Source organism: Streptomyces sp. NPDC088097, assembly GCF_044741845.1.
Classification (GTDB): Bacteria; Actinomycetota; Actinomycetes; order Streptomycetales; family Streptomycetaceae; genus Streptomyces.
The window spans coordinates 104,039-128,781 of record NZ_JBIUTJ010000016.1 but is presented as its reverse complement, the minus strand read 5'-3'; the positions used below and the strand labels follow the sequence as shown (position 1 = coordinate 128,781).

General features: G+C 71.0%; 30 protein-coding genes, 1 tRNA gene and 1 riboswitch. Of the genes, 12 read left to right on the top strand and 19 right to left on the bottom strand.

Annotated elements, in window-relative coordinates:
- Positions 1–55 precede the first annotated feature (55 nt).
- Positions 56–607, bottom strand: a complete 552-nt coding sequence (locus ACIOD1_RS30485) for an N-acetyltransferase (protein ID WP_365624184.1) — start codon at positions 605–607, stop codon at positions 56–58.
- Between the two features lie 176 nt (positions 608–783).
- On the opposite strand from ACIOD1_RS30485, the gene ACIOD1_RS30480 reads away from it, so the two are divergent.
- Both ACIOD1_RS30480 and ACIOD1_RS30475 read left to right on the top strand, forming a co-directional pair.
- Positions 784–960: a hypothetical protein gene (locus ACIOD1_RS30480; RefSeq protein ID WP_365624186.1), complete on the top strand. Its 177-nt coding sequence runs from the start codon at positions 784–786 to the stop codon at positions 958–960.
- Positions 961–1,101: 141 nt separating this feature from the next.
- Positions 1,102–1,401: a hypothetical protein gene (locus tag ACIOD1_RS30475; RefSeq protein ID WP_365624188.1), complete on the top strand. Its 300-nt coding sequence runs from the start codon at positions 1,102–1,104 to the stop codon at positions 1,399–1,401.
- A gap of 69 nt (positions 1,402–1,470) precedes the next feature.
- Here ACIOD1_RS30475 and ACIOD1_RS30470 read toward each other — a convergent pair whose 3' ends face one another.
- The 5 genes from ACIOD1_RS30470 to ACIOD1_RS30450 all read right to left on the bottom strand — a co-directional run bounded on the left by ACIOD1_RS30470 (position 1,471) and on the right by ACIOD1_RS30450 (position 6,484).
- Positions 1,471–2,853: a DUF445 domain-containing protein gene (locus ACIOD1_RS30470; RefSeq protein ID WP_401905944.1), complete on the bottom strand. Its 1,383-nt coding sequence runs from the start codon at positions 2,851–2,853 to the stop codon at positions 1,471–1,473.
- 53 nt (positions 2,854–2,906) lie between these two features.
- Positions 2,907–3,707 carry a DUF1707 domain-containing protein gene (locus ACIOD1_RS30465; RefSeq protein ID WP_401905942.1) on the bottom strand — a complete coding sequence of 267 codons (801 nt, stop codon included), beginning with the start codon at positions 3,705–3,707 and terminating at the stop codon, positions 2,907–2,909.
- Positions 3,708–3,827: 120 nt separating this feature from the next.
- Positions 3,828–4,799: an ATP-binding cassette domain-containing protein gene (locus ACIOD1_RS30460; protein WP_365624192.1), complete on the bottom strand. Its 972-nt coding sequence runs from the start codon at positions 4,797–4,799 to the stop codon at positions 3,828–3,830.
- 7 nt (positions 4,800–4,806) lie between these two features.
- Positions 4,807–5,688, bottom strand: coding sequence for an ABC transporter permease (locus ACIOD1_RS30455; RefSeq protein WP_401905939.1), 882 nt, complete (start codon positions 5,686–5,688; stop codon positions 4,807–4,809).
- Entirely contained in the window at positions 5,681–6,484 is an 804-nt protein-coding gene (locus ACIOD1_RS30450; protein WP_401905983.1) for an ABC transporter permease, read from the bottom strand. Before ACIOD1_RS30450 ends, ACIOD1_RS30455 begins: the two co-directional genes overlap by 8 nt.
- Positions 6,485–6,682: 198 nt before the next feature.
- Here ACIOD1_RS30450 and ACIOD1_RS30445 point away from each other — a divergent pair, with 198 nt between their 5' ends.
- Positions 6,683–9,265, top strand: a complete 2,583-nt coding sequence (locus ACIOD1_RS30445; RefSeq protein WP_401905936.1) for a transglycosylase domain-containing protein — start codon at positions 6,683–6,685, stop codon at positions 9,263–9,265.
- A 70-nt stretch (positions 9,266–9,335) separates the two neighbouring features.
- On the opposite strand, the gene ACIOD1_RS30440 is transcribed toward ACIOD1_RS30445, so the two are convergent.
- The 3 genes from ACIOD1_RS30440 to ACIOD1_RS30430 form a co-directional block, all read right to left on the bottom strand.
- Positions 9,336–9,656, bottom strand: a complete 321-nt coding sequence (locus tag ACIOD1_RS30440; RefSeq protein ID WP_030158619.1) for a multidrug efflux SMR transporter — start codon at positions 9,654–9,656, stop codon at positions 9,336–9,338.
- Between the two features lie 32 nt (positions 9,657–9,688).
- Positions 9,689–9,766: riboswitch (guanidine-III (ykkC-III) riboswitch) on the bottom strand.
- A 77-nt stretch (positions 9,767–9,843) separates the two neighbouring features.
- Positions 9,844–10,146 (bottom strand): co-chaperone GroES, encoded by a 303-nt coding sequence (locus tag ACIOD1_RS30435; protein WP_124289437.1) that lies wholly within the window; start codon positions 10,144–10,146, stop codon positions 9,844–9,846.
- Positions 10,147–10,234: 88 nt separating this feature from the next.
- Positions 10,235–10,552, bottom strand: a complete 318-nt coding sequence (locus ACIOD1_RS30430) for a DUF3618 domain-containing protein (protein WP_365624198.1) — start codon at positions 10,550–10,552, stop codon at positions 10,235–10,237.
- 112 nt (positions 10,553–10,664) lie between these two features.
- On the opposite strand from ACIOD1_RS30430, the gene bcp reads away from it, so the two are divergent.
- From bcp to ACIOD1_RS30410, 4 genes are all read left to right on the top strand, one after another.
- Positions 10,665–11,132: a thioredoxin-dependent thiol peroxidase gene (gene bcp / locus ACIOD1_RS30425; protein ID WP_365624200.1), complete on the top strand. Its 468-nt coding sequence runs from the start codon at positions 10,665–10,667 to the stop codon at positions 11,130–11,132.
- A 149-nt stretch (positions 11,133–11,281) separates the two neighbouring features.
- Positions 11,282–11,920: an HNH endonuclease signature motif containing protein gene (locus ACIOD1_RS30420; RefSeq protein WP_401905931.1), complete on the top strand. Its 639-nt coding sequence runs from the start codon at positions 11,282–11,284 to the stop codon at positions 11,918–11,920.
- On the top strand, positions 11,917–12,582 hold the full coding sequence (locus tag ACIOD1_RS30415) for an HNH endonuclease (RefSeq protein WP_401905928.1): 666 nt from the start codon (positions 11,917–11,919) through the stop codon (positions 12,580–12,582). The genes ACIOD1_RS30420 and ACIOD1_RS30415 overlap by 4 nt, the downstream gene beginning before the upstream one ends.
- A gap of 47 nt (positions 12,583–12,629) precedes the next feature.
- Positions 12,630–12,707: transfer RNA gene (locus ACIOD1_RS30410), tRNA-Leu, on the top strand.
- 54 nt (positions 12,708–12,761) lie between these two features.
- On the opposite strand, the gene rdgB is transcribed toward ACIOD1_RS30410, so the two are convergent.
- The 4 genes from rdgB to ACIOD1_RS30390 all read right to left on the bottom strand — a co-directional run bounded on the left by rdgB (position 12,762) and on the right by ACIOD1_RS30390 (position 15,056).
- On the bottom strand, positions 12,762–13,376 hold the full coding sequence (gene rdgB, locus ACIOD1_RS30405; RefSeq protein WP_365624206.1) for an RdgB/HAM1 family non-canonical purine NTP pyrophosphatase: 615 nt from the start codon (positions 13,374–13,376) through the stop codon (positions 12,762–12,764).
- Between the two features lie 29 nt (positions 13,377–13,405).
- Positions 13,406–13,792, bottom strand: a complete 387-nt coding sequence (locus ACIOD1_RS30400; RefSeq protein ID WP_365624208.1) for a hypothetical protein — start codon at positions 13,790–13,792, stop codon at positions 13,406–13,408.
- Positions 13,793–13,947: 155 nt separating this feature from the next.
- The gene (gene rph / locus ACIOD1_RS30395; protein WP_365624210.1) at positions 13,948–14,682 is read right to left on the bottom strand and encodes a ribonuclease PH; all 735 of its coding nucleotides are present in this window, start codon (positions 14,680–14,682) and stop codon (positions 13,948–13,950) included.
- Positions 14,683–14,822: 140 nt separating this feature from the next.
- On the bottom strand, positions 14,823–15,056 hold the full coding sequence (locus ACIOD1_RS30390) for a PTS glucose/sucrose transporter subunit IIB (protein ID WP_365624212.1): 234 nt from the start codon (positions 15,054–15,056) through the stop codon (positions 14,823–14,825).
- Positions 15,057–15,271: 215 nt separating this feature from the next.
- Here ACIOD1_RS30390 and ACIOD1_RS30385 point away from each other — a divergent pair, with 215 nt between their 5' ends.
- From ACIOD1_RS30385 to ACIOD1_RS30375, 3 genes are all read left to right on the top strand, one after another.
- Entirely contained in the window at positions 15,272–16,573 is a 1,302-nt protein-coding gene (locus tag ACIOD1_RS30385; RefSeq protein ID WP_365624214.1) for a PTS transporter subunit EIIC, read from the top strand.
- A 278-nt stretch (positions 16,574–16,851) separates the two neighbouring features.
- Positions 16,852–18,123: a PTS transporter subunit EIIC gene (locus tag ACIOD1_RS30380; protein WP_365624216.1), complete on the top strand. Its 1,272-nt coding sequence runs from the start codon at positions 16,852–16,854 to the stop codon at positions 18,121–18,123.
- 96 nt (positions 18,124–18,219) lie between these two features.
- Positions 18,220–19,161: a hypothetical protein gene (locus ACIOD1_RS30375; protein WP_365624218.1), complete on the top strand. Its 942-nt coding sequence runs from the start codon at positions 18,220–18,222 to the stop codon at positions 19,159–19,161.
- Between the two features lie 78 nt (positions 19,162–19,239).
- On the opposite strand, the gene ACIOD1_RS30370 is transcribed toward ACIOD1_RS30375, so the two are convergent.
- Complete coding sequence (locus ACIOD1_RS30370; RefSeq protein ID WP_365624220.1) at positions 19,240–19,992, bottom strand: MBL fold metallo-hydrolase; 753 nt, start codon at positions 19,990–19,992, stop codon at positions 19,240–19,242.
- Between the two features lie 195 nt (positions 19,993–20,187).
- Here ACIOD1_RS30370 and ACIOD1_RS30365 point away from each other — a divergent pair, with 195 nt between their 5' ends.
- Positions 20,188–20,610: a hypothetical protein gene (locus ACIOD1_RS30365; RefSeq protein ID WP_365624222.1), complete on the top strand. Its 423-nt coding sequence runs from the start codon at positions 20,188–20,190 to the stop codon at positions 20,608–20,610.
- Positions 20,607–20,960, top strand: a complete 354-nt coding sequence (locus ACIOD1_RS30360) for a DUF488 domain-containing protein (protein WP_401905921.1) — start codon at positions 20,607–20,609, stop codon at positions 20,958–20,960. Before ACIOD1_RS30365 ends, ACIOD1_RS30360 begins: the two co-directional genes overlap by 4 nt.
- Before the next feature lie 171 nt (positions 20,961–21,131).
- Here ACIOD1_RS30360 and ACIOD1_RS30355 read toward each other — a convergent pair whose 3' ends face one another.
- The 5 genes from ACIOD1_RS30355 to ACIOD1_RS30335 form a co-directional block, all read right to left on the bottom strand.
- Entirely contained in the window at positions 21,132–22,082 is a 951-nt protein-coding gene (locus ACIOD1_RS30355; protein WP_365624225.1) for a cysteine synthase, read from the bottom strand.
- Positions 22,082–22,369, bottom strand: a complete 288-nt coding sequence (locus ACIOD1_RS30350; RefSeq protein ID WP_365624227.1) for a MoaD/ThiS family protein — start codon at positions 22,367–22,369, stop codon at positions 22,082–22,084. The genes ACIOD1_RS30355 and ACIOD1_RS30350 overlap by 1 nt, the downstream gene beginning before the upstream one ends.
- Positions 22,370–22,470: 101 nt before the next feature.
- Complete coding sequence (locus ACIOD1_RS30345; protein WP_311736929.1) at positions 22,471–22,578, bottom strand: putative leader peptide; 108 nt, start codon at positions 22,576–22,578, stop codon at positions 22,471–22,473.
- A gap of 77 nt (positions 22,579–22,655) precedes the next feature.
- Positions 22,656–23,078, bottom strand: a complete 423-nt coding sequence (locus tag ACIOD1_RS30340; RefSeq protein ID WP_365624230.1) for a M67 family metallopeptidase — start codon at positions 23,076–23,078, stop codon at positions 22,656–22,658.
- A 196-nt stretch (positions 23,079–23,274) separates the two neighbouring features.
- Positions 23,275–24,729: an amino acid permease gene (locus tag ACIOD1_RS30335; RefSeq protein ID WP_365624232.1), complete on the bottom strand. Its 1,455-nt coding sequence runs from the start codon at positions 24,727–24,729 to the stop codon at positions 23,275–23,277.
- Positions 24,730–24,743: the final 14 nt, after the last annotated feature.

The following is a 24,743-nucleotide window of genomic DNA, read 5'->3' as shown; positions in this document are numbered from 1 at the left end:
CCGGCGGGGCCGACAGGGGGCGGCCCGGGGCGAAGATGACGCCCCGCGGCGTGTCCTACGCCGCCCGGCCGTCGCGGGCCGGGTGGTCCGGGGACAGGAAGACCACCACTCCGCTCTCCGTGCCGGGCAGCGCGGGCACCTCGCGCCAGCCGAGCCGCCGGTAGGTGGCGACGGTGTCGGTGGCCAGCCGCGAGGTCAGCAGCCAGGCGCGCCGGTCGGGGGCGTCGGCGGTGATCTCGGTGAGCAGGGTCCGGCCGGTGCCGGTGCCGCGCGCGTAGGCCCGTACGGCGAGTTCGTCGATCTCCAGGGCCCCGACCAGAAGCTCGCGCACGCGGGCCGGTCCCAGTTGGGCGGCGACCTGCGGGTAGGCGCGGATCTTCGGGAAGGGGGCCGGCGTCAGCCAGCCGGTGGCGAAGCCGTCGATGCCGGTGGGGGACTGGGCGAAGGCCGTACGGAATCCGGGGCGGCGGACGTCCGTCTGGAGGCGCGCCGAGAACTGGCGAATGGTTTCTTCGCCCTCGTTCCAAGGGGGCGCGGAGAACACGTCCGCGTAGACGTCGACCAGCTCGTCCGAGAGGTCGAGGACGGCTCGGCCGTAAGAGATCACGGTGTCGACTCCCGGTGAAGATGGTGATGGTGCTGGGTTGAGCGGGTTTCCCTCTGGAAGACCGAATCTAAGCCCAGGAAGTTCCCGAACCCGCCAGTCCGCAGAAACGGCGAGTGTGCGACAAAACGCCTCGGTCCGGTCCGTGTCGCGGGCCGGGCCACCGCGTTGAGCAGCCCGTGGACAGACTGCTGCGGATCGCCGGTCGGTGCGCGCTCGCCTTCCTCCTCGTCCTCGGGGTGGTCGCGCTGTTGCCGCCGGCCGTCCGGGAGGCCGTGCCGGACGCGGCGATCGGCGCGGCCGTGCTCGCGCTCGGCGGGCTGGGCGCCCGCCGGGCGGTCAGGCGACCGCGTTAGCCTCGGGACGGGGCATCCGGTCCGACCGATCATCCGATGATCATCTCATCACCGGCACGACCGTCGGACGGTCGCGTGACCGTCGACGGACCCACGGACAAGACGAACGACAAACGGACAAGACGAACGAGGGAGTTCGACATGGCGCGCGTACCCAGTTCCGCGGTGGCGGCAGCCGGCCTGGTCGGCGGCTACGCCGTCGCCCGCTGGACCAAGAAGCGGCCGCTGGGCGGCGTCGTCCTCGGCGCCGCGGGGGTCGTGGCCGGGCGCGAGTGGCACCGTCGGGGCGGCGTCCCGGCGGCGGCGGGGCTCGGCGCCCTGTACCTGGCCGGCTTCGCGGGAGCGCACCCGCTGGCCAAGAAGGTCGGCGCCTGGCCGGCCGTCATCGGCGCGGCCGTGGTCGTGGCCGCCACCGCCTGGGCCGTCGCCGACCGCGACTGACCCGCGCCGGACTCCGGGGCCGCGGGGCGGAACGTTCACCCCACGGCCCCGGCCGGTCTTCGACAGGACCTACGCCCCGAAGGCCCGCGAGAGCGAGTAGATCGCGAGGCCCGCCAACGCACCGACCACCGTGCCGTTGATGCGAATGAACTGCAGGTCACGGCCGATGTGGGCCTCGATCTTGCGCGAGGTGTGCTCGGCGTCCCAACCCGCCACCGTGTCCGTGATCAGCGAGGTGATCTCGGTCCGGTAGGTGGTGACCACGTAGACCAGCGCCCCCTCGATCCAGCCCTCCAGCTTGGCCTGGAGCCGGCCGTCGGTGGCCAGCCGCGACCCCAGGGCCAACAGGGACGAGCGCACGCGCAGCCGCAGCTCGCTCCGCTCGTCCTCCGCCGCCGAGATCATCATCGAGCGGACCGCGGTCCAGGCCGAGGCGATCACGTCCTGCACCTCGCCGCGCGCCAGGATCTCCGTCTTCAGGCGCTCCACCCGCGCCCGCGTCTCGGTGTCCGACTGGAGGTCGGCCGCGAAGTCCGTCAGGAAGCGGTCCACCGCCCCGCGCGCCGGGTGGCTCGGCATGTCGCGCATCTCGGTGACGAAGCGGAGCAGCTCCTTGTAGACCCGGTCGCCGATCTTGCGGTCGACGAAGCGGGGGGTCCAGCCGGGGGCGCCGCCCTGGACCGCGTCCATCACCGACTCCCCGTGCGTGACCAGCCAGTCGTGGGCCTTGGCCAGGACGAGGTCGACGGCGCGGTGGTGGCCCCCGTCGGCGACGACCCGTTCCAGGGTCTTGCCGATGCCCGGGGCGATCTCGGCGCTCTCGGCCCGCCGGGTGATCGCCTCCCCCACGACGGCCTGCACGTCGGAGTCCCGCAGCACGGTCAGGGCCCCGCGCAGGGCCGTCGCCAGCTCGGCGGTGACCCGGTCGGCGTGCGCGGGTTCGGCCAGCCAGGCCCCGAGGCGCCCGCCGATGCCGAGGGCCCGCAAGCGGGCGCGCACCACGTCGGCCGAGAGGAAGTTCTCGCCGACGAACTCCCCGAGGGAGGCTCCGAGCTGGTCCTTCTTGGTCGGGATGATCGCCGTGTGCGGGATGGGCAGGCCGAGCGGCCGCCGGAAGAGCGCGGTGACGGCGAACCAGTCCGCGAGGGCGCCGACCATGCCCGCCTCGGCGGCGGCGGCCACGTACCCGGCCCAGCCGCCCGCACCCCAGGCGTGCTGGGCGTACTTCGCCAGGACGTAGACCGCCGCGACGAAGACCAGCAGTCCCGTCGCGGTGGCCTTCATCCGGCGGACCCCGCCGCGCCGTTCCTCGTCCGCCTCGTTGAGCACGAACAGCCCCCGCGGGGGAGCCTCGGGCGGGGCCGGTGCGGCCTCCGGTCCCGTCGTGTCGCCTGTCGCCTTCACGTGTTCCACGTGCTCCTGCCTTCCCCCCGTGGCCGGTTTTGTGTGCATAGCATCCGACTCCCGGGAGGCCCGGGGAGTTCCCGGCGCGCCGTGGACGGGACCTACAGCTCCTTGCGGCGCTCGCGGCCCTCCACCCGCTTGGCGGACTTCGGCTCCTTGACCTTGATCTCGACCCCGCCCCAGAAGGCGAGCCCGTTCACGATCACCCGGGGCGCGCCCGGCTGGGCCGGGACCGGGACGGACCCCTGGTCGAAGGCGCCCATGATGCCGATGCCCCGTACGTCGACCTCCACGCCCGGAGGGACGGTGATCTGGATCCCGCCCATGACGGCCACGCACGTGATGACGACCTCGCGCTCCGCGAAGTTCGCCTCGCGCAGGTCCAGCTCGCCACCGCCCCAGAAGGCGACCGCGTTGAAGCGGGCCGGCACCGTCCAGTGGCCCTTGCGCTGGAATCCCGACATGACCGCGACGGCCGTGGTCGAGGTTCCCGCGCCGCCGATCCGGTCCACCCAGGAGGTCCGGCCCGGCGTGCCCGCCGGGGCCGCCCGCGGGCCGACGGGGACACCGGACGGGGCGCCGGGCGCCGGCAGGTCGCGGGTGAGCGGTTCGAGGTCGGCGTACGTACGGGACGCGTACGTCGCCTCCAGGCGCTCCTCGAACTCCTCCATGTCGAGGCGGCCCTCGGCCACGGCGTCGCGCAGCCGGTCCACCACGCGCTCCCGGTCGGCGTCCGAGGCGCGCAGGGAGGGCGCCCGCTCCGACTCGGGCGCCGTGCGGGGCGCCGGGGCGGGGGCGGGGGCGGGGGCGGGCTTCTCCAGTGACGTCGCCCTCTCCGGCGACGCCGTCTCCTCGGGCAACTGCTCTTCCGGCAACGGCTTCTGAGGCCGCTCGTCACTCATGTGGACCACCCTATGCAGTCGTACCACGCGGGTGTACGTCCTACCCCGAGGCGGGCCCCGGGCCCGCCCCTGATTTCTCCCTCACCCGGCCCCCTCACCCGGCCCCCTCACCCGGACCGCTCACCCCCGCCCCGCGTACATCCGCGCGATCACGTCCTCGATGTCCGGTTCCCGCACCGACAGGTCCAGCAGCGGGTAGCGGGCCGCCACCTCCGCCACCAGCGGGGCCGCCGAGGCCTTGGCCGGGAAGGCCAGCCACTGCCGGGCCCCCTCCACCTTCACCACCCGCGCCCCCGCCACCTCGATGGGGGCGAGCTCCCGCTCCAGGTCGAGCACGAGCGTCCGCTCGCTCTCCGCCCCCTGCGGGCCCGCCTCGTGCAGGCCGCCCAACGGCCCGTCGTACATCAGCCGCCCGTGGTCGATGACCATCACCCGCTCGCACAACTGCTCGATGTCCTGGAGGTCGTGCGTCGTGAGCAGCACCGTGGTGCCCAGCTCCTCGTTCAGCTGCCGCAGGAACCCCCGCACCTTGGCCTTGCTGACCACGTCCAGCCCGATGGTGGGCTCGTCCAGGTACAGCACCTCCGGATCGTGCAGCAGGGCCGCCGCGATGTCCCCGCGCATCCGCTGGCCGAGCGAGAGCTGCCGTACGGGTACGTCGAGCAGCTCGGCCAGGTCGAGCCGGTCCACGCAGCGCTCCATGTTCCGGGCGAACCGCGCGGCCGGGATCCGGTACATCCGCCGCATCAGCCCGTAGGAGTCCTTGAGCGGCAGGTCCCACCACAGGGTGGTGCGCTGCCCGAACACCACCCCGATCCGGTGCGCGAGCCGCATCCGCTCCCGCGCCGGGTCGATGCCGGCGACGCGCAGCCGCCCGCCGCTCGGGGTGAGGATGCCGGTCAGCATCTTGATGGTGGTGGACTTGCCCGCCCCGTTGGGCCCGATGTAGCCGACCATCTCCCCCCGGGCCACCTCGAAGGTGATCCCGTCCACGGCCCTGACCTGCCGTTTCTCCCGCCTCATCCAGTTCACCCGGCGTCGGACGTCGAAAACCTTCTCGACCCCCTCCAGTGAGATCAGTGCCTCGGTCACAGCCGGCTCAACTCCCCGTGCTTCGATACGAACGGACTCCCGCGCGCCACGCCAGCGACGCGGGCAGGAACACCACGAAGGCCACCAGCGGGCTCAGGAAGCCCACCCACCCCGGCAGCCCCAGCGGCTCGGGCCGGCCCAGCACGTACAGCGCGGGCAGCCAGTTGACGAAGGCCAGCGGCACGATGAAGATCACCCCGCGCAGCAGGTCCTTCGCGAAGACGGTCGGGGGGTACTGGAGCATCGTGCAGCCCCCGTAGGTGAAGGAGTTCTGCACCTCGGCGGCGTCCCCGGCGACGAACTGGAAGGCCGCACCGGCCACCATCACCGCCCCGAAGATCCCCGCCCCCGCCACCACCATCACCGGGACCAGCAGCACCTTCCCGACCGTCCACTCCAGGTCGAGGGACGCCAACGCCCAGGTCAGCACGCCGAGCCCCTGCGCGACCCGCCCCAGCCGACGCAGCGCGAACCGGTCCGCCGCCACCTGCGCCAGCACCGGCACGGGCCGCACCAGCATGGTGTCGAGGGACCCGTCGCGCACCCGGGCCCCGATCCGGTCGGTGTTGCCGAGGAGCAGGTCGGCCAGGCCCAGGGAGGCCGAGCAGGAGCCGTAGAGCAACGCGACCTCGGGGAGGGTGAAGCCGCCCAGCACGTCCACGTGCGAGAACATGATGAAGATCGTGACGAAGTCGAGGAGCGTGATCGCCGCGTTCCCGAAGAGGGAGAGGAAGAAGGAGGTCCGGTACGTCATCGTCGAGCGGACCCACATCCCGACGATCAGCCCGTAGCCGCGCAACCCCTCACGCACCCTCCCGCCGGACCGGGCCTCCTCCGGCCGGGCCGCGGGCTCCTCCCGCCCGACCAGGGTCAGTTCCGTCTCAGCCACCCTGGACCACCACCTTCCGCGTGGCCGCCGACTGCGCCAGGCGCCCCGCGCCCAGCAACACCAGCACCCAGAACACCTGGAACCCCAGCGCCCCCAGTGCCGCCCCGGCCCCCGCGTGGGTGCCCAGCAGTACGTCCATCGGCACTTGGAGCATCGCCGCCCACGGCAGGACGCCCACCAACTCGCCGAAACCTCCGGGGAACACCGTCAGCGGCAGCAGCATCCCCGAGAAGAAGATCGTCACGACCGTGGCCATCATGTTGATCCCGGAACCGTCCATCAGCCAGAACGCCGCGAGCCCCAGCAGGTAGCGCACGGCGAAGCTCACCACGAGCCCCAGCAGCACCGACACCGCGAACAGCAGCCAGCGCGCCGGGTCGGTCGGCAGCGCCAACGGGAAGAGGAACGCCCCCACCAGCAACGGCACCAGCCCGCGCCCCAGCAGTTGGAAGGCGGCCCGGCCCAGGTCGGCCGCGAGCCACCACAGCTGGAGGTCCGCCGGGCGGTACAGGTCCACCGCGATGTCCCCCGTACGGACCCGCTCTTGCAGTTCCTCCTGGAAGCCGCCCCCGATCAGGGCGCCGGCCGCCAGCAGCGACTGGCTGACCCACACGAAGGTGAGGGCCTGCGCCTGGTCGTAGCCGCCGAGTCCGGGACGCTCGTCCCACAGCGCGATGTAGGTGTAGGCGACAATGAGGCCGAAGACGGTGTTCGTGAACACCCCCGCGGCCGTCGCCGTCGCGTAGGTGGCGTACCGCCGGAATCCGCCGCCCGCGACGGCCAGGTAGAGCGACACGCTCCCACCGGCTTTCTGACGCACCGTATCCCTCCCATTTCCCGTTCGTTCCTACGTCGGCCAAAGCGCGCGAGCTTAGTGCGGAGGGGCGAGCCACGCGACCGATTTACGCCCGCCCGGGGCGGAATCGCCGGGCATCAGGTAGACACCATGAGGTACAGAAGTGGATATTTCGTACGGCCGCGAGGAGTTCCGGAGATGAGCGACCAGTCACCACCACCGGGCTGGACCCCTCGCGATCCGGACACCCCGCCACCGCCGGCGGGCCGGACCCCGCCCCCCGCGCAGGGCGCACCCCCCGCCGAGAACGGCAAGGGCGGCAAGGGCGGCAAGGCCACGCGCAAGCGCACCGGATGGCGGCGCCTGCTGCCGACCTGGCGGATGCTCCTGGGCGGCCTGCTGCTGGCCGCCCTGTTGATCGGCGGCGCCCTCGTCGCCGGATACCTGCTGGTCGACATCCCGCCGGCCAACGCCGCCGCCACCGCCCAGTCCAACGTCTACCTCTACGCCGACGGCTCCCAGCTGGCCCGCGACGGCGAGGTCAACCGCGTCAACGTCCCCCTGTCCCAGGTCTCCCGCAGCGTCCAACAGGCCGTCCTGGCCGCCGAGGACCGCGACTTCTACTCCGAACGGGCGGTGGACCCCAAGGCGATGGTGCGCGCCGCCTGGAACACGGCCACCGGCAAGGGCAAGCAGTCCGGCTCGACCATCACCCAGCAGTACGTCAAGAACTACTACCTGGGCCAGGAACAGACGCTGAAGCGGAAGGCCAAGGAGTTCTTCATCGCGATCAAACTCGGTCGCGAGGAGTCGAAGGACTACATCCTTGAGGGATACCTGAACACCAGCTACTTCGGCCGCAACGCCTACGGCATCCAGGCCGCCGCCCAGGCCTACTACGGCAAGGACGCCAACAAGCTGACCACCGCCGAGGGCGCCTACCTCGCCACCCTCCTCAACTCCCCCAGCGCCTTCGACGTCGTCGCCCACCCCCAGAGCCGCGGCCGCGCCGAGGCCCGTTGGAACTACGTGCTCGACGGCATGGTGAAGAAGAAGTGGCTGTCCCCGGCGGACCGGGCCGCGGCGAAGTTCCCCGAGCCCGGCAAGATCCGTCCCCCCTCCGGCCTGTCCGGCCAGCGCGGATACCTCGTCGAGGCGGTCAAGGACTACATCGTCGGGAACGGCATCCTCGATGACAAGACCCTCGCCGAGGGCGGCTATCGCATCACCAGCACCATCGACAAGCGCCGCGAGAACGCCTTCGTCGACGCCGTCGAGAAGGAGATGGTCGACAAGCTCGACCCGGCGGCCCGCCCCGCGGACCGGTACGTACGCGCCGGCGGGGTCTCCATCGACCCGGCCACCGGCAAGGTCGTCGCCCTCTACGGGGGCGTCGACTACACCCGGCAGTACGTCAACAACGCGACCCGGCACGACTACCAGGTGGCCTCCACCTTCAAGCCGTTCGTGTTCGCGTCCGCCGTGGAGAACGACTCCCGCACCCAGGACGGTCGTCGCATCACCCCGAACACCCTCTACAACGGCGACAACCGGCGGCCCGTCGTCGGCGGCCGGATCCGCTACAACCCGGAGAACGAGGGCCAGATCTCGTACGGGGACATCACCGTCAACACCGCCACCGACCTCTCCGTCAACGCCGTGTACGCGCAGATGGCGGTCGACGTGGGCACCGTGAAGGTCAAGGAGACGACGATCGCGCTCGGCATCCCCGAGGACACCCCGAACTTCCCGCCGGTCCCCGCCATGGCCCTGGGCACCCTCCAGGCGAGCGTCCTGGACATGACGCACGCGTACGCGACGCTGGCCGACCACGGCCGCCGCACCCCGTACACCTTCCTGGAGAAGATCTCCAAGGACGGCGAGGACGTCCACCTCCCCGCCCGCGCGGCCCGGCAGGCCGTCAGCCGGGAGGCCGCCGACACGACCACGTCCATGCTGGTCAGCGTCGTGGACAACGGCACGGGCACGGCCGCCCTCGCCGCCGGACACCCCGCGGCGGGCAAGACGGGCACGGCCGAGCTGGACCGTTCGGCCTGGTTCGCGGCGTACACCCCGGGCCTGGTCACGGTGGTGTCGATGATGGGTCAGGACCCGGACACGGGCACGCTCCAGTCCCTCTACGGCGCCTTGGGCGAGGCCCGCATCGGGGGCGGCGGCTACCCGGCCCGGATCTGGGCCGCCTACACGAAGACGGCCCTGGAGGGCACGGACCCGGTGGACTTCGACCTCGAACTCCAGCCGGGGGCCGACCGGCTCCCGCCGCTCCCGCCCACCCTCCCGGAGGAACCCCAGGACGGCAGCAGCGCGCCGACCCGCCCGACGGGCGGGCAGGACAACGGGGGGCAGAACACGGGCGGCCGGAACAACGGCGGTCAGAACAACGGAGGTCAAACGAACGGCGGCCGGAACAACGGCGGCCAGAACAACGGAGGTCAGACGAACGGGGGTCAGACGAACGGCGGCCAGACGAACGGCGGCGACACCACCGGCGGCCAGACCACCGGGGGCCAGACGAACGGCGGACAGACCACCAGCGGTCAGAACAACGGCGGACAGACCACCGGAGGCCAGACCACGGGCGGGCAGACCGACGGGGGCCAGACCACCGGCGGGCAGACCACCGGAGGCGACACCACAGGCGGACAGACCACCGGCGGTCAGACGAACGGCGGCCAGACCACCGGGGGCGACACCCAGGGCGCCACCCAAGGCGGCGCCACCCAGGGCCGCCGCCGCCCCCCGGCCCAATTCGTGGAGTAGACGGACCACGGGACCGGGCGGGTCAGTGACCGGGCGGGTCAGTGACCGGGCGGGTCAGTGACCGGGCGGGTCAGTGACCGGAGGTGGCCTTGAGCCCCACCACCGCGACCAGCAGCAGACAGATGAAGAAGATCCGGGCGGCGGTGACGGGCTCCCCCAGCACCGCCATACCGAGGACGGCCGCACCGGCCGCGCCGATGCCCACCCACACCCCGTACGCGGTACCGATGGGCAGGGTCTTGGCGGCGTACGACAGCAACACCATGCTGGCCACGATCCCGGCGCCGGTGAACACGGACGGCCACAGCCGGGTGAAGCCCTCGGTGAATTTCATGCCGATCGACCAGCCGACTTCGAGCAGACCGGCGACGAGAAGCAGAACCCAGGCCATGGCAGGCACCTCCGGGACGAGACGGAACGGGGAGTGCGTCGTCTTTGCGTCCTGCGACCCGGTACGGCGCGTCTCGTCGGGGTTCCCCTCCACCGTAGCAAAGGAACCGGAAGGGGGCCGGTGACCTCGGCCACCAGCCCCCTCATCGCACTACGGCTCACGAAATCCTCGGAAGGGCCCCTGCGGGTCAGAGGTACAGGCCCGTGGAATCCTTCGAACCCTCCAGCCGCTCCGCGGCCACGGCGTGCAGGTCCCGCTCGCGCATCAGCACGTACGTCGCCCCGCGCACCTCCACCTCGGCCCGGTCCTCCGGGTCGTAGAGCACCCGGTCGCCCGGCTCCACGCTCCGTACGTTCTGCCCGACCGCGACCACCTCGGCCCAGGCCAACCGCTTGCCCACCGCGGCCGTCGCCGGGATGAGGATGCCGCCGCCCGAGCGGCGCTCGCCCTCGGGCAGGTCGGACTTCACGAGCACGCGGTCGTGGAGCATGCGGATGGGCAGCTTGTCGTGGGTGGTGGTGTCGTCGCTCACGCCCCGAACCTACCCGCCCCCACCCGCCCGGTACCCCGGAGGGTGGTCACCGCTTGCGGCGCGCCGTGGCGACGAGCAGCCCCACCACACCCACCGCGAGGAGCGCGACGGGCAGGATGCGCTCCATGCGCGGGGCTCCGTCGGCGTCGCGCAGGCCGTCCTTCACATCGGTCACGAGCCGGTTGACGGCCACGAGGGCACGCCCGGCGGTCTGGTCCACGGCGGAGGCCGCCTTGGCCTTGGCGTCCCCGATGATCGTCTTGGGGTGCACCCGCACCCCGATCTCGTCGAGGGTCTCGGCGAGCTGCTCGCGACGGCGGACGATGTCCGCCTCGATCTGTGCGGGGGTCCTGGCTTCCGGCACCGCGCTGCCTCCGTCGTTTGTCTTCTGTGGGCGTGATCCGTCATGGACAGTCTGTCAGCTCCGTCAGCTTAGGCTCATGGCGTACCGATCCCCTCCCGAGGAGACAGTTGACATGAGCGAGCGACTCCAGCCGGGCGACCCCGCCCCCGCCTTCACCCTGCCCGACGCGGACGGCAACGAGGTCTCGCTGGCCGACCACAAGGGCCGCAAGGTGATCGTGTACTTCTACCCGGCGGCCCTGACCCCCGGCTGCACCAAGCAGGCGTGCGACTTCACGGACAACCTGGACGTGCTGGCCCAGGCGGGCTACGACGTCATCGGCGTCTCCCCGGACAAGCCGGAGAAGCTGGCGAAGTTCCGCGAGCAGGAGCACCTGAAGGTCACCCTGGTCGGCGACCCGTCGAAGGAGACCCTGACGGCGTACGGGGCCTTCGGCGAGAAGAAGCTCTACGGCAAGACGGTCACCGGGGTCATCCGCTCCACGGTGGTCGTGGACGAGCAGGGCAAGATCGAGCACGCCTTCTACAACGTGAAGGCGACGGGCCACGTAGCCAAGATCATCAAGGACCTCGGCGTCTGAAGCCGACCCGCACCCCCGGCCCGAGCGGCCCGCACCCCTCCGGTGCGGGCCGCTCCGCTTATCGGACGAAACCCCCCGTGACCGGCTGCCGGCCACCCCGTTACTCCGTACGAGGACCGCACGCGCGGCCGAACACGGAGGGGACCGGAATGCCGACCAGCCCGTACACGAAGCAACGCCTCACAGCGGCGGCGAGCACGTCAAGCACGCTGACGGAGGCACTGGCGAAGCTGGGGGTCGACCCGAGGGGCCCGTCGCGCCGCTACCTGCTCGACCGCATGCGGAAGCTGGGGGTGGAGGTGGGCCACTTCGAGCGGGAAGGGGGGAAGTGGACGAAAGAGGTCCTCCAAGCCGCGGTGTCCACATCGACGAACATGTACGAGGTGCTGCGGCGCCTGGGGGTGGAGGGCGTGGGCGGCCACCACACCCACATCAGCCGCAAGGTGAAGGCCCTGGGGATCGACACCTCGCACTTCACCTCGTCCTCCGGCGCGGGCCGGCACCACGCCCGCAGGACCCCCGCGTCCCTGCTCGTGAGGCAGGAGCCCGAGAGGGCGCAACGCGTTCCAGGTGAGCGGCTCAGGCGCGCACTGACCGCACTCGGCGTGGAGGAGCGCTGCGCGGAGTGCGGTATCCACGCCGAGTGGATGGGCGAGCGCCTACCGCTGGAAGTGGACCACATCAACGGTGACTGGCGTGACAACCGCCCGGAGAACCTCCGACTGCTGTGCCCCAACTGCCATGCCACGACCGACACGTACCGAGGCCGGGCCAAGGGGCGTCGATGACCGGCCCGATCCGCTACACGCGGGAGGTCCTGGCCGACGCGGCCGCGCACTGCGAAGACATCGAGGCGGTGATCGCCCGTCTGGGCACAGAAGACCCGCACCCCGGGCTCGGCGCCTACCTCGTGCGGCGCATGCGCACCTACGACATCGACGTCTCTCACCTCCGCCGCAGGCCGTACACGCGCCATGTCAGGCCCGGGGCCGCAGCCCTGCGCGAGGCGGTCGCGGTGTCCCTGTCGCTGGCCGAGACCCTGCGGCACCTCGGGCTTCCCGGCGGCTCCAGCCGCAACGATTCCCTCAAGGCGTGGATCCGAGAGGCCGGACTCGACACGTCGCACTTCCTGGGTCAGGCGCACCAGCGCGACAGGCCGGGCACGGTTCCCCGTCGGACGGCCCAGGAGATCCTCGTCCGCCACGAAGGGAAGCGGCGTACCGCGACCAGGTTCCTGCGCAGGGCATTGCGCGAGATCGGGGTACCCGAGTGCTGTGACCGGTGCGCGACGCCCGCGCGATGGCGAGGGCGCCCCATGACCCTGGAGGTCGACCACGTCAACGGCGACTGGAGCGACGACCGCCCGGAGAACCTCCGGCTGCTGTGCCCCAACTGCCATGCGATCACCAGCACCTGGTGCCGGGGAGGTACCCGCAGGCCGCCCCGATGACCGCCTCCTCACAACCGGCCCTCGACGGCCAGTAAAGTGTCCGCGATGGGTCCGTACCCCAGCTGGCCAGAGGGCGCCGGTTTAGGTCCGGTGTGTCGTGGGTTCGAGTCCCACCGGGCCCACCAACCCGAAGGCCCCGTACGCGAGCGCGTGCGGGGCCTTCGGCGTGCGGGGCCGGCTCAGCCCAGCAGCTCGCGGACCGCCGGGATCAGGGCTCGGAAGGCCTGGCCTCGGTGGGAGATGGCGTTCTTCTCCGCCGCCGTGAGTTCCGCGCAGGTACGGGACTCGCCCAGGGGCTGGAGGACCGGGTCGTAGCCGAAGCCGCCCGCGCCCGCCGGGGTGTGGCGCAGGGTGCCCAGGAGGCGGCCCTCGACGACGCGTTCGGTGCCGTCCGGCAGGGCGAGGGCCGCCGCGCAGAAGAAGTGGGCGGCGCGGTGCTCGTCGGCGATGTCGCCGAGCTGGGCCAGGAGCAGGTCCAGGTTGGCCTTGTCGTCGCCGTGGGCGCCGGCCCAGCGGGCGGAGAAGATGCCGGGGGCGCCGCCGAGGACGTCCACGCAGAGCCCGGAGTCGTCGGCGACGGCCGGCAGGCCGGTGGCCCGCGCGAGGGCGTGGGCCTTGAGGAGCGCGTTCTCGGCGAAGGTGACGCCGGTCTCCTTCACGTCCGGGATCTCCGGGTAGGCGTCGGCTCCGACCAGCTCGAAGGGGAGGCCGGCGTCGGACAGGATCGCGTGCAGCTCGGTGACCTTGCCGGGGTTGCGGGTGGCCAGGATCAGGCGGCGGGGCGTGGAAGTCATGGCTCCATTATTCCGCCGCGCCGGCCGGCTCAGCCCGGGGTGCAGACCTTGGAGATCTCCTTGGCGGCGTCCGCGACGGGCTGGACGTCGGGCGTGGCGTCGCCGTTCTCGACGGAGGTGCGGACGTTGCCGACCGCGGTGGTCATGGAGTCGACGGCCTTGGAGAGGTCCGCGTTGCCGGTCGAGTCCTTGATCTGCTTGAGGTTGGTCTCGATCTGGGTGAGCGCGTTCTGGGTGTCCTGGACGCTGTTCCCGGCCTGGGAGACCGCCTGTTGGAGCTGGTCGACGCTGTTGGCTATGGCGACGGCGGTGTTCGCGCAGTCCATCGCGGTGGAGATCGCGTCGCAGGAGGCCAGGGCCGGGACGGTGAGGACGGCGGTCAGGGCCACGGCGGCCAGGCGGAGTTTGGGCTTCATCGGAGTCCCCCCAAGGACGTGGGTGTGGCGACGCGGACGTGTCGTGCGGGAGCGCGACACGCGTACGTACGTACGACGGCTCAACGTGGACGGGCGCACGGCTGTGACACCGTGCGCCCGTACCGGCGTAGACGCGGGCCCGTGCCCGGCGGTTGCTACGGGAGCTGCAGTTCCAGCGCGCTCAGCTGGAGGGCCTCCAGGTCGGCGCAGCCGCCGGCGGCGAGGTCGAGGAGCGCGTTGAGCTCCTTGCGGTCGAAGGGCTCGCCCTCGGCGGTGCCCTGGACCTCGACGAAGCGGCCGTCGCCGGTGCAGACGACGTTCATGTCGGTCTCGGCGCGCACGTCCTCCTCGTAGCAGAGGTCGAGGAGGGGGGCGCCGTCGACGATGCCGACGCTGACGGCGGCGACGGTGCCGGTGAGGGGCTTGCGTCCGGCCTTGATCAGCTTCTTCTTCTGGCCCCAGGCGACGGCGTCGGCGAGGGCGACGTAGGCACCGGTGATGGCGGCGGTGCGGGTGCCGCCGTCGGCCTGGAGGACGTCGCAGTCCAGGACGATGGTGTTCTCACCGAGGGCCTTGTAGTCGATGACGGCGCGCAGCGAGCGTCCGATGAGGCGGGAGATCTCGTGCGTGCGGCCGCCGATCTTGCCGCGGACGGATTCGCGGTCGCCGCGGGTGTTGGTGGAGCGGGGCAGCATCGAGTATTCGGAGGTGACCCAGCCTTCGCCGCTGCCCTTGCGCCAGCGCGGGACGCCTTCGGTGAAGGAGGCGGTGCAGAAGACCTTGGTGTCTCCGAAGGAGACGAGGACGGAGCCTTCCGCGTGCTTGCTCCATCCACGTTCGATGGTGACCGGGCGGAGCTGTTCGGGCGTACGGCCGTCGATGCGAGACATGGCTGTGAGCCTAGTCGGTGCCCGGGTGCGCGAAGACCCCGTCCGGTGTCCGGTACGGGGCGGTACGCGGTCGGCGCGGGGTCTTCGTGGTGGGGTGGTGCGGGGTCTTCGTGGTGGGGTGCGGAGCCGGTGGGCTCAGCTCACATCATGTCTTCGATCTCGCCGGCGATCGGGTCGGCGTCGGTGCCGATGACGACCTGGATCGCGGTGCCCATCTTGACGACGCCGTGGGCGCCGGCGGCCTTGAGGGCGACGTCGTTGACCAGGCTCGGGTCCTTGACCTCGGTGCGGAGGCGGGTGATGCAGCCCTCGACCTCTTCGATGTTGTCGATGCCGCCGAGCCCGGCGACGATCTTCTCAGCCTTGGTGGCCATGTGTTTCTCCCTGGGTGTTTCGAAGAACGAGTCTCGGCGGCCGTAACCAGGTGCGTCCGCTTGGTCACGGTAACCCACGGTTGGCCCATCTACGCGGGCATGGGACCTGTTCCTGCCGAATGATGACCATCAGCAGCAGCCTGCCCGCAACTGGTCTACACCAGTGTGCCGCAAGTGTTGCGACTGCCAAAACGGGCCGGGTCAGGGAGGACGCGATGAGCGCGAGCAGTGCTGCGGCGGTGCCACAGCCGAAGTGGTGGAACGGCCTCTTCCAAGGGCTTCAGAAGATGGGGCGGAGCCTCCAACTGCCCATCGCCGTGCTGCCGGCGGCGGGCATCCTGAACCGGTTGGGGCAGCCCGACGTGTTCGGCAAGGACGGCCTGAACTGGACCGGGCTCGCCAGGGTGATGGCGGGCGCGGGCGGCGCCCTGCTCGATCCGGACCTCGGCCTGCCGCTGCTGTTCTGCATCGGCGTCGCCATCGGCATGGCCAAGAAGGCGGACGGCTCGACCGCCCTCGCCGCCGTCGCCGGGTTCCTCGTCTACCGGGGCGTCCTGCACGCCTTCCCCAAGGACTGCCCGCCGGGCACCCGGAACATCGGCGGCGGGTGCCTGGGCCCGAACGACACCTTCGCCGGGTTCACGTACCAGAACCCGGGGGTGTTCGGCGGCATCGTCATGGGCCTGCTCGCGGCCTGGTTCTGGCAGCGCTACCACCGGGTGAAGCTGGTCGACTGGCTGGGCTTCTTCAACGGGCGCCGGCTCGTCCCCATCATCATGTCGTTCGTCGCGATCGTGTTCGCCGCGCTCTGCCTGTGGATCTGGCCGCCGGTCGGCGACGCGCTGGAGAGCTTCTCCGACTGGCTGATCGGCCTGGGCTCGTGGGGCGCCGGCATCTTCGGCATCGCGAACCGCGCGCTGCTGGTGATCGGCCTGCACCAGTTCCTGAACGTGCCCATCTGGTTCCAGTTCGGCTCGTACACCACGCCGGAGGGGAAGACCGTCCACGGCGACATCAACATGTTCCTGAACGGCGACCCGGACGCCGGCCTGTTCCTGTCGGGCTTCTTCCCCATCATGATGTTCGCCCTGCCGGCGGCGGCGCTGGCCATCACGCACTGCGCGAAGCCGCTGCGCCGCAAGGAGGTCGGCGGCCTGATGCTGTCGGTCGGCCTGACCTCGTTCGTCACGGGCATCACGGAGCCGCTGGAGTACTCGTTCCTGTTCGTCGCGCCGGCGCTGTACGCGGTGCACGCGGTGCTGACGGGCGTGTCGATGGCGGTGACGTGGGCGTTGGGCGTGCACGACGGCTTCAGCTTCTCTGCGGGCCTGATCGACTACGTCATCAACTGGAACCTGGCGACCAAGCCCTGGATGATCATCCCGATCGGTCTGGTTTTCGCCGCCGTCTACTACGCGGTCTTCCGCTTCGCCATCACCCGCTTCAACATCCCGACACCGGGCAGGGAGTCGGACGAGGAGATCGCGGCCATGCAGGGGGAGACCACCAAGGCGTGAGCAAACCGCCGCAACCCGTACCCTTTCAGGCCTAAGGCCTGAGCGCGAAGGCCTTCGGACCCATCGGGTCCGGGGGCCTTTGTCTCTGATGCACCCGTGTGTCCTCCACCACGAAAATGATGGGTTCCTTACGCAGACCTCACCGTGCTACAACTGGTCTACACCACTAAGTGGTGTAGACCAGATGGCCGGTTCCGGTCCTAGGTCCCCCCGTTTCTGAGACGCCGCCAACCCCCTTCCTTGCCCCCTGGCAGCGCCTTGTCCTCTGGAGGAACCCCATGTCCACAGCGACCGCTGCGGAAAAGAAGAAGGGCGCTGGCGTGATGGCCGTCATGCAGCGCATCGGCCGGAGCCTCATGCTCCCCGTTGCCGTGCTGCCGGCCGGCGCTCTGCTGCTCCGCCTGGGCGCGGACGACATGCTCGGCGACAAGGACGTGTTCCCGACCTTCGTCCTGAAGATCGCCGGTTACATGGCCGCCGGTGGTGGCGCGATCCTCGACAACATGGCGCTGCTGTTCGCCGTCGGCATCGCGATCGGCTTCGCGAAGAAGTCGGACGGCTCGACGGCCCTGGCCGCCGTCACCGGTTACCTGGTCTTCCAGAAGGTGCTCGCCACCTTCACCGACTCGAACCTGCCGAAGGTCGCCAAGGTCGCGGCGGGCAAGATCGTCGAGGTCGACGCCCCCGTCAACGCCGGTGTGCTCGGCGGTGTCGTGATGGGCATCATCACCGCCCTGCTGTACCAGAAGTTCTACCGGACCAAGCTGCCGGACTGGGCGGGCTTCTTCGGCGGCCGTCGCCTGGTGCCGATCCTCTCCGCCCTCGCGGGTCTGGTCGCCGGTATCGTCTTCGGTCTCATCTGGCCCGTCCTCGGCGCCGGTCTGCACAACTTCGGCGAGTGGCTCGTCGGCTCCGGCTCGGTCGGCGCGGGCATCTTCGGTGTCGCCAACCGCGCGCTGATCCCGATCGGCATGCACCACCTGCTGAACTCCTTCCCGTGGTTCCAGGCCGGTTCGTTCGACACCGCCAACGGCGCCGTCCACGGTGACATCGCCCGCTTCCTCGCCGGTGACCCGAGCGCCGGACAGTTCATGACCGGCTTCTTCCCGATCATGATGTTCGCCCTCCCGGCGGCCTGCCTCGCGATCGTCCACTGTGCCCGCCCGGAGCGCCGCAAGGTCGTCGGCGGCATGATGTTCTCCCTCGCGCTCACCGCGTTCGTCACCGGTGTGACCGAGCCGATCGAGTTCACCTTCATGTTCATCGCCCCGGTGCTCTACGCGATCCACGCGGTCCTCACCGGTGTCTCCCTGGCGCTGACCTGGGCCCTCGGCATGAAGGACGGCTTCGGCTTCTCCGCCGGCGCGGTCGACTTCGTCCTGAACCTCGGCATCGCGAAGAACCCGTGGGGCCTGGTCGGCATCGGCCTCTGCTTCGCGGTGATCTACTACTTCGTCTTCCGCTTCGCGATCACCAAGTGGAACCTCCCCACGCCGGGCCGCGAGTCCGACGAGGAGCTGGCCGAGCTGCAGAAGGCCGAGGCGAAGTAAGCCCCGCGCCACGCACGGACATCAGGACCGAAGCCCCCACCTTTCCTTACGAAAGGCGGGGGCTTCGCCCTTTTCCGGGTCCTTAGGGTGGAAACCATGACGAACCCTGCGCACCAGCCGGACCGGCCCGAACAGCCCCGCATCCTCGACCTCGACCGTGAGCAGCTCGCCGCCCTGCGCGGCCGCGCCCTGACCCGCTCCGTGGCCGCCGCCGAGGGGCGGACGATGGTCGCGGAGGTCTTCGCCGAGCGGGCCGCGCTGTCCCCGCACCCGGACGGGCGCGGGGTGCACAACGCCGAGCTGGTCGCCGCGTTCGGCGCGGACATCGTCGTACTCAACCTCATCGAGCGGGCCTGGGACGGCGAGCGCCTGCGGCTGCCGGGGCTCGGCGAGTTCACCTCCTTCACGGAGCTGGCCCGGGTCGTCGGCCGGCCCATCGGCGTGAACCTGGAGCCCGGCGACGTACCGGAGATCCGGCGGGCCAAGCCCGAGTACGCCAAACGCCTGATCGACATGGGTGCGGCCATGCTGTGCATCACCGCGAACCCGGGTACGGGCGGCTCGTACGAGGCCATGGCGCGGGTGACCGCCGAGCTGCGCGCGGGGCTCGGCGACGACGCGGCGCTGTGGTCGGGGAAGATGCACCACGCCGGGCACCCGGAGCGGGTCACCACCGCCCGCCTCACGGCGCTGGTGGACGCGGGGGCGGACGGGGTGGTCATGCCGCTGCCGGGCACCCTGCCCGGGGTCACCCGGGAGCTGGCCGCCGAAGCGGTCGCGGCCGTGCAGGACGCGGGGGCAGTGGTGATGGGCGCGATCGGCACCAGCCAGGAGGGCTCCCACGCGAACGTGGTGCCGCAGCTGGCGCTCAACGCCAAGGAGGCCGGCTTCGACGCCCACCACTTCGGGGACTCCTACATCCCGGGCATGTGTGACCCGGAGGTGATGTACGCGTACTCGGTCGCCATCCGGGGCCGCCGGCACACCTGGAACCGCATGGCCCTCGGCGGTCGCCGGGCCGGGTCCGCGCAGCGGTGACCGGGGTCGCACCCGGACCTTGACCCGGCCCCGGGCCTTGGCCGGGAACCTGACCTCCGCCCGGCTCCCGCTCCGGACCTAGACCTCGTAGACCGCGCCCGGGTGTGCGAGGTCGGTCCGGCCGTCGAAGACCGAGCGGGCGTCGGCCAGGTTCTGCTCGGCGTCCGTCCACGGCGGGATGTGGGTCAGCACCAGGCGCCCGACCCGACCGGCGCGGGCGTACTCCCCCGCCTCGCGGCCGTTGAGGTGCAGGTCGGGGATGTCCTCCTTGCCGTGTGTGAAGGAGGCCTCGCACAGCAGCAGGTCGGCGCCCTCGGCCAAGACGCCCAGCTCGGGGCAGACGCCGGTGTCCCCGGAGTAGGTGAGCGCGCGCCCGCCGTGCTCGACGCGGATGCCGAAGGACTCGACCGGGTGGCACACCTTCTCGGTGCGGACCGTGAAGGGGCCGATCTCGAAGCTGCCCGGCTTCAGCGTGCGGAAGTCGAAGACCTCGCTCATGGAGCGCTCGTCGGGCACGTCCTCGTAGGCCGTGGTCAGCCGCTGCTCGGTGCCCTCGGGACCGTAGACGGGGATCGTTCCGCAGCGGCCGCCCTCGTGCCGGTAGTAGCGGGCGACGAAGTACGCGCACATGTCGATGCAGTGATCGGCGTGCAGGTGGCTCAGGAAGATCGCGTCGAGGTCGTAGAGGCCGCTGTGTCGTTGGAGGGCGCCGAGGGAGCCGTTGCCCATGTCGAGGAGCAGCCGGAAGCCGTCGGCCTCGACGAGATAGCTCGAACATGCCGATTCCGCGGACGGGAACGACCCCGAACAGCCGACGACGGTGAGCTTCATGGAGCGTGAACCTCCGTGGACGGTCCGTGGACGGAATGCGGGCCGTGCGTGGGTCGAGCGTAAGGCGCGAAACCTCCGGTCGCTCCTCCGCGGCAGGCCGTTGTGGGGGGAATCACCTGTCCTGTCACCCGGGGGAGCGACAGGCGGTACGGGGGTTGCCGCGCCGGGGGCCCGCCGCGCGACTACGGTCGGAAGATGGACACGTCCTGGTGGCCCGCCGTGCTGGCGGCGGTCGCCGTGGCGGTGGTGGTGCTGGTCCCCCGGCGGGCGCCGCCGGGTCGGACGCTCGCGCCGACGCCGCACGGGCCGGGACCCGCGCCGCCGGTGCGGGCGGGTGACCTGTGGTGTCTCGCGGACGGTCGGGCCTGCCTGGTGCTGGCGGTACGGGTCCGCCGGGAGCGCGCCCGGGTCGCGTGGATCACCGGGAAGTACGACGACCGTCGCCCCGGGGTGATCGCCCTGCCGCCGGGCGCCGTGGCCGTGGGGGCGCACGGGCGGGGCACGTTCCTGGAGGCGGATCGGCCACAGGAGGTGTCGTTGTGGGAGTTCCGTCGCCGCGTGGGGGTGCTGGACCCGACGGTGTGGGACGAGGTCAAGGGATTGGGGGGCGGGGCGTGATCCGGCTGCGGCGCGTCTACGATCCGCCCGAGCCGGGCGCGGAGGGCGACGGCGTACGGGTGCTGGTGGACCGGTTGTGGCCGCGGGGGCTCTCGAAGGCGGTGGCGGCGGTCGACGACTGGCCGCGCGCGCTCGCCCCCTCGACGGAGTTGCGCAAGTGGTTCCACGGCGGCGGGTCCGCCGGGGAGTTCCGGCGGCGGTACGAGGCCGAGTTGGCGGAGCCGGCGGCGGTGGCGGAGCTGTCGCGGCTGCGGGAGCTCGCGGGGGCGGGCACGATCACCCTGCTGACCGCCGTCCGCGACCCGGCGACGAGCCACGCCGGGGTCCTGGCGGAGCTGCTGTCCCCCTGACCCGCGGGGACTCGCGGTGGACGGCGACCACGGCCGGGCCGCCGCGGGGTCGGGGGCCCGTGCGGGGTCGGGGTTCCGCCGTGCGGAGCCGTCCCCGACCCGACCCGCTCACCGGCCCGACCCGACCCGACGTCTCCCTCGATCCGACCCGCCCCTCACCCGTTGCCGGGATCAGGCCCAGAGCTGACCGTGGAGGACCTCGATGGCCTCTTCCGTCGTCGCCGCCGTGTAGACGCCGGTCGACAGGTACTTCCAGCCCCCGTCGGCCACGACGAACACGATGTCGGCGCTCTCGCCCGCGGCCACCGCCTTGCGGCCCACCCCGATCGCCGCGTGCAGGGCCGCGCCCGTGGAGACGCCCGCGAAGATGCCCTCCTCGCGGAGCAGGTCGCGGGTACGGGTGACTGCGTCCGCGGAGCCCACCGAGAAGCGGGTGGTGAGGACCGAGGCGTCGTACAGCTCGGGGACGAAGCCCTCGTCGAGGTTGCGCAGGCCGTACACGACGTCGTCGTAGCGCGGCTCGGCGGCGACGATCTTCACGCCGGGCACGTGTTCGCGCAGGTAGCGGCCGACGCCCATGAGGGTGCCGGTCGTGCCGAGGCCCGCCACGAAGTGGGTGATCGAGGGCAGGTCGGCGAGGATCTCGGGGCCGGTTCCGGCGTAGTGGGCGCCCGCGTTGTCCGGGTTGCCGTACTGGTAGAGCATCACCCAGTCGGGGTGCTCCACCGCCAGTTCCTTGGCCACGCGGACCGCGGTGTTCGAGCCGCCCGCCGCCGGCGACGAGACGATCTCGGCTCCCCACATCGCGAGGAGGTCGCGCCGCTCCTGCGAGGTGTTCTCCGGCATGACGCACACGATCCGGTAGCCCTTGAGCTTCGCGGCCATCGCGAGCGAGATGCCCGTGTTGCCGGAAGTGGGCTCCAGGATCGTGCAGCCGGGGAACAGGCGGCCGTCCTTCTCCGCCTGTTCGACCATGTGGAGCGCGGGGCGGTCCTTGATCGAGCCGGTCGGGTTGCGGTCCTCCAGCTTCGCCCAGATCCGCACGTCGGCGGAGGGCGAGAGCCGGGGCAGGCGGACCAGCGGCGTGTTGCCGACGGCCGCGAGCGGGGAGTCGTAGCGCATTACTTCGAGCCGCCGGCCACGGCCGGGAGGATGGTGACGCTGTCGCCGTCCTTGAGCGCGGTGGAGATGCCGGAGAGGAAGCGGACGTCCTCGTCGTTGAGGTAGACGTTCACGAAGCGGCGCAGCTCGCCGCCCTTGGCCCCGTCGACGATGCGCTCCTGGATGCCCTTGTGGCGGGTCTCCAGGTCCGAGAACAGGTCGGCGAGGGTGGCGCCCTCGCCGTTCACGGCCTTCTCACCGTCGGTGTAGGTGCGGAGGATGGTCGGGATGCGGACCTCGATGGCCATGGCTGGCTCCAGTGTCGTGAAGGGGGCGGAGAAGGGCGGAGAAGGCGAAGGAAACGTCTGGACGCACGGTCGTGACGGCCCGCGCGGAGGGGCCGTGGTGCTCAGGCGGCGGGACAGATGGCGCTGGCGAGGCGGCACAGGTCGACGTGCAGCCGCGCCACGAGCAGCAGCCTGCCGGGCGTCTCGATGCTCACGTCGTGGGAAACCATGCGGTCATGTTAACGATTCCCGGTCCCCGGTTTGGAGTGTGATCCCGCATCGTGGACGGATCCCGCTCACATACTGGTCAGTAGGCCGCCACGACCCGTACTTCTTCCTCCGTGATCACGCCTTCGACGATCCGGTACGACCGGAACTGGAACTCGCCGAGTCCGTCCTGGTCCGCCGTGGAGACGAGCACGTAGTGCGCGCCGGGCTCGTTGGCGTACGTGACGTCCGTGCGCGAGGGGTAGGCCTCGGTGGCGGTGTGCGAGTGGTAGACGATCACGGGCTCCTCGTCCCGGTCGTCGAGCTCGCGGTAGAGCTTGAGCAGATCCTTCGAGTCGAACTCGTAGAACGTGGGCGAGCGGGCGGCGTTCAGCATCGGCACGAAGCGCTCGGGGCGGTCCGTGCCGGCGGCGCCGGCGACGACCCCGCACGCCTCGTCGGGGTGGTCCTTGCGGGCGTGCTCGACGATCCGGTCGTACAGGTCCTGGGTGAGGGTCAGCATGAGCGACAGGATAAGCAGACGGGCCCGTCCGTACCGAGGAGTGGTACGGGCGGGCCCGCATGGTGGACACGGGGCTTCTCGGGGCGTGGTTCCCGGCCGTGGCAGGCGGCCGGGACTCACGGTCCGGGGGGGGCGGGCGCGCGGCCGGGGAGGCGGCCGCAAACCCTGCCGGAGCGGGCCCCAGGGGGCCCGGGCTCTAGGCGGAGATCTTGTCGGAGGCCTTGTTGAAGGCCGCGCCCGCCGGGTTGCGCTTCTTGAGGACCAGGTAGGAGACGCCGAGGATCAGGCCCCACAGCGGCGCGCAGTACAGCGAGACGCGCGAGTCCTTGTCGACGCCCATCATCACGATGACCATGCCGATGAACAGCAGGGCGAACCAGCTGGTCCAGGGGGCGCCGGGGGCTCGGAAGGAGGACTGCGGCAGCTCGCCGCGGTCGGCCTTGGCGCGGTAGCGGATCTGGCAGACCAGGATCATGATCCAGGCCCACATGCCGGAGATGGTGGCGAAGGAGACGACGTAGTCGAAGGCCTTGCCCGGGGCGACGTAGTTGATCCAGACGCCCACCAGCATCAGCGCGGCGGAGACGCTGGTGCCGATCAGCGGGGTGCCGCTCTTGGTGAGCTTGGTGAAGAACTTCGGCCCCTGGCCGTTGAGCGCGAGGTCGCGCAGCATGCGGCCGGTGGAGTACATGCCCGAGTTGCAGGAGGACAGGGCGGCGGTCAGGACGACGAAGTTGACGATCGCGGCGCCGACGCCGAGGCCCATCTTCTCGAAGGCCAGCACGAAGGGGCTCTCGCCCGCCTTGAAGTTCGACCAGGGGATGACCGACATGATCATGATGAGCGCGCCGACGTAGAAGACGGCGATGCGCCACGGCACGGTGTTGATGGCCTTGGGCAGGGTCTTCTCGGGGTCCTTGGACTCGCCGGCGGTGACGCCGACCAGCTCGACCGCCAGGAAGGCGAACATCACGATCTGCAGGGTCATCAGCGTCTCGCCGATGCCGTGGGGGAAGAAGCCGCCGTCGTTCCAGAGGTTCGAGACGCTCGCGGTGTCGGCGGCGTCGGAGAACCCGATGGTGAGGATGCCGGCGCAGATCAGGATCATGCCGACGATGGCGGTGACCTTGACCATCGAGAACCAGAACTCCAGCTCGCCGAAGAGCTTCACGGAGATCAGGTTGGCCAGGTACAGGATGACCGTGAAGATCAGGGCGTAGGCCCATTGGGGGAAGCTGTCGTCGGTCCAGTACGACATGTACTTGGCCGCCGCGGTCACCTCGACGATGCCGGTGACCACCCAGAAGAGCCAGTACGTCCAGCCGGTCGCGTAACCCCAGAACGGGCCGAGGAACTCTCGGGCGTAGTCCGAGAAGGAACCGGAGACGGGGCGGTACATGAGCAGCTCGCCCAGGGCCCGCATGATGAAGAAGATGACCAGTCCGGCGATGGCGTAGGCCAGGATCAAGCTCGGTCCGGCCTTGGAGATCGCCTTGCCGGCGCCCATGAACAGGCCGGTGCCGATGGCCCCGCCGATCGCGATCATCTGGATCTGGCGGGCTCCGAGCGCGCGGTGGTAACCCTCGCCGCCCTCGCCCTGCGCGCCCTCGTCGGGCGTCCTGTCGTGCTGCTCGACCTGTACGGAGGTCATGTCTTGGTGCGCCT